The 3,049-nt window shown below is 34.5% G+C and carries 3 protein-coding genes; 2 read left to right on the plus strand and 1 reads right to left on the minus strand.

Translation table 11 applies throughout. From position 1 onward, the window contains the following. Positions 1-33: 33 nt before the first annotated feature. Complete coding sequence (locus DB41_RS01875) at positions 34-459, minus strand: F-box-like domain-containing protein (protein WP_039383717.1); 426 nt, start codon at positions 457-459, stop codon at positions 34-36. 522 nt (positions 460-981) lie between these two features. Here DB41_RS01875 and DB41_RS01880 point away from each other — a divergent pair. Both DB41_RS01880 and DB41_RS11565 read left to right on the plus strand, forming a co-directional pair. Continuing rightward, the gene (locus DB41_RS01880) at positions 982-2,049 is read left to right on the plus strand and encodes a hypothetical protein (protein ID WP_039383719.1); all 1,068 of its coding nucleotides are present in this window, start codon (positions 982-984) and stop codon (positions 2,047-2,049) included. A 477-nt stretch (positions 2,050-2,526) separates the two neighbouring features. Then, entirely contained in the window at positions 2,527-2,673 is a 147-nt protein-coding gene (locus tag DB41_RS11565; RefSeq protein ID WP_155117537.1) for a hypothetical protein, read from the plus strand. The last annotated feature ends 376 nt before the right edge of the window (positions 2,674-3,049 follow it).

Below are 3,049 nucleotides of genomic sequence, written 5' to 3' on the forward strand. Positions count from 1 at the left end.
TTTGTTCGTCTCTCCTCACAACCTTAAGCTTTTTTAATGATTAAAGCTTTGACTTTGATTCATCCATAACAGCCTCTCGGAAAAAATTGGATTATATGAGGGAGAGGCGCGCAAAGAGGCAATCTCTAGCTTAACTTTCCGGTCTATTGATTCGTAAAGGCTATAAAAAAGATAACTATTCCTAAAAGATCGAGGTGTTTTTAGAGAAAAGCTAATATTTAAGGGTTCGTCTTTGAAATGCTGTTGGTAATGTCTTTTCCACAATGTTTCTTCATCTCCTATTTTTTTCCAGTGTTTACATACTTGCTGAGCATTCACAAGCTCTTTGGGGGAAAGAAAAGAAAAAATATGCACAATCAATTCTTCTGGGATCGTTTTTATTGAGGGAGGGGCCTCAGTAATAAGACGCCAAGAGCGCAGATCTATACAATTAAAAGGATTAAAGTTAAAAAAAAGCATCCCATTCTAATGAATCCTTGATTAATAGAGTTAAAAACATTCTCAATTTAAATAGTCTTTTTAAATTACAAACTTTAGCAAACAACAACATTATCTATCTACTATAATTATTGATGTCTACATGGTAAGCGATCAAGAAATATATAAGGCTTTAGAGGGGATTTTATGGAACTTCTACATCGCCAAAAACACTCCCAAATAGCTATTTTTTCTATTTACTAAGCTTTTTGATTTGCATTTACTTCTCAACATCAACGGCTTAATTAGCCCGCACGGGTAGCCGCTTACGAAATCTTCTCCTCTTTTTCGTTAGAACCTTCTCCATTTAGGCCTAGCAGCCTGCCAATGAATTCAATATAAGATTATATTGAAAATACTAATAAAATTTTATAAATATTATACAATCAATAATTAATAATAATTATTATAATTAATATTTAATTATTAATAAAATTATTTGGTATAATAAATGTTTATAAGGCATTTGAAAAATATGTTTAATAATCAAAAGGAAGAAAGCTTATGCAGTTCGATCCTTATTCAGATTCTCAAGGATTTACAGAATCGCTATTAAGACATTTTTCTGAAGTCGGAAGTAATATGGGTGAAGGAAATCTGGCGCAGAAAGTTAATCAAGCCCACGTGATCTTAATTGGCGAAACTCATAATCAAGCTACTGAAAAAATTCATCAGCTTGTGACCACCCTTCTTGTTACACATATAACAGACAAAGCAACCATCCTAGTAGAAGGGCAAGCTTTTAATCGAAGCGCAAAAGTATTAAGCTCCCATTTAGAAGAACATGTGGGTAAGGTTAACATTTCATCCTGGGATTCTCTAGAAACATGGAAATTTTTAGATATATTCTTGGGAGAAGTAACAGACCGAGGTAATAAAAAAATGGCTGATGCAATTAAAATATATTTGGACAATCCTGATAATTTAGGCGCTATGTGCACCGTTATGTACCGCAGGATGCAGCATTTAACCCAGGTAACCGATAAATTAGCCAATTACATAGAAGAATGGCCTTCAACAAGGCCAAACAAAGAAGATTTTAAAACTATATTGAAAGAGAGTGCTAGTAATTTAAAAACCATTCTTCAACCTTTAGAGGTTTTACAAGAAAAAGATGAGCAAACCACGATTACTGCATCAGAAATTGCTATCCTTCCCCTTAAATTGCTCAGTCAAACTCTTATATTTATGCAAGCACTGGGGCACACAGCAAATGACTTGCTTGCAATGAGTCATCCCTCACGAAATCAGGCTATGGTAGAAAATATTAGCGTCGCATTAAAATCTTATGAAAAAGTCATAGTCATCGCAGGTAGAGCGCACTTAAGCTCTTCCTCCTCATCAGGCTCGTTAGGAGAAAATATTCACATTGCACAAGGAATTCAAATTGTGGGTAATAAACTGCTTTCCGAAGCTTCTAAGAACAGAGATTTTAATTACCTAATCCTTGAAACTCGCGAAGCAGCAGACGATCTTCCAGAAATTCAGGCTCTCCCTGAAGAAATGAAGGAGCCATTAGGAAGCATAATAAAGGGCAAAGAAAAAAAACAGAAAGATCCCGCACGGCCTTAGATGCTCAACAAAAAAATCAAGAGAGAAGTGGAAAGCAAATAAGGAGAGGAGTTAAAAATGAGCTAGGCTTCCAAACAATTGAAAGTAATATTTACCAAATTGATAAAATAACAGACCATTCTGAGCTTAGAGAAAAATTTAATGATATTTACGCATTAATTTTAGAAAATGCTTCCAGTAATTCTCAACAAGCCACTACACAACTTAATAACTTAATAATTAAAACTTTAAATGCATTAATTGGACTAACTTATAAAGAAATGCCCGCAAGCCAGCAACATCCTCTGCAACGCATAGCAAAAAGCGTTAAAAATTTTTTTAATTAATAGACTGTATAATATAAAAAAAGTTAGTCATGCATGTGGCTTGTACGTTCCATAGCTTGGCAAATCCGAATTACCTACTCGTCTTACCCACAGAGGAGTTGAAAAAATTATTCTAAGGGTATATTTTTTTATTTGAAAAGAAGATAAAAAAATGAAACTAGATCTTTTTGATATTTATACAGATTATCTTATCAGCCACAATCAACAAGCCATAGCCACAGCGCTATCCAAGCTTTTAGATGGCCAGATTAGCCATGATAAAATCACCCGTTTCCTTAATAATAATCGGGGGGCTTAAAAGAAGTATGGCAGTATGTTAAAAAACAAGTACGCCATCTAGAACAAGGTAAAGGAGGTGTGTTGATTGACGATACAGTAGAAGAAAACCCCTATACGGATGAAAACGAAATCGTCTGCTAGCATTTTTCTCACACCCCAGGAAGATTACGTAAAAGGCATTAATCCATTTTCTAGCTTTAGTAGTTATAGAGGTTATACCTTTCCCATCGGCTTTGAAGGGATTAAGAAAAATATGTACTTTTACAACGTGAAAACAAAGAAAGAATAAAGGCAATCATCCATTACTAAAAGCCAAAATTTTAGAGCGCTTATCCAACAAGCAGTTACCAATCAAGTAAAGCTTGAGTACGTGCTAGCGGATAATTGGTTTGGCG

The organism is Neochlamydia sp. TUME1, from assembly GCF_000813645.1.
Taxonomy (GTDB): Bacteria; Chlamydiota; Chlamydiia; order Chlamydiales; family Parachlamydiaceae; genus Neochlamydia.

What these genes read in the sequence shown, in the direction of transcription:
- DB41_RS11565 (WP_155117537.1), top strand. Translation starts at nt 2,527, where the DNA reads ATGAAACTAGATCTTTTTGATATTTATACAGATTATCTTATCAGCCAC.
- DB41_RS01880 (WP_039383719.1), top strand. Translation starts at nt 982, where the DNA reads ATGCAGTTCGATCCTTATTCAGATTCTCAAGGATTTACAGAATCGCTA.
- DB41_RS01875 (WP_039383717.1), bottom strand. Translation starts at nt 459, where the DNA reads ATGCTTTTTTTTAACTTTAATCCTTTTAATTGTATAGATCTGCGCTCT.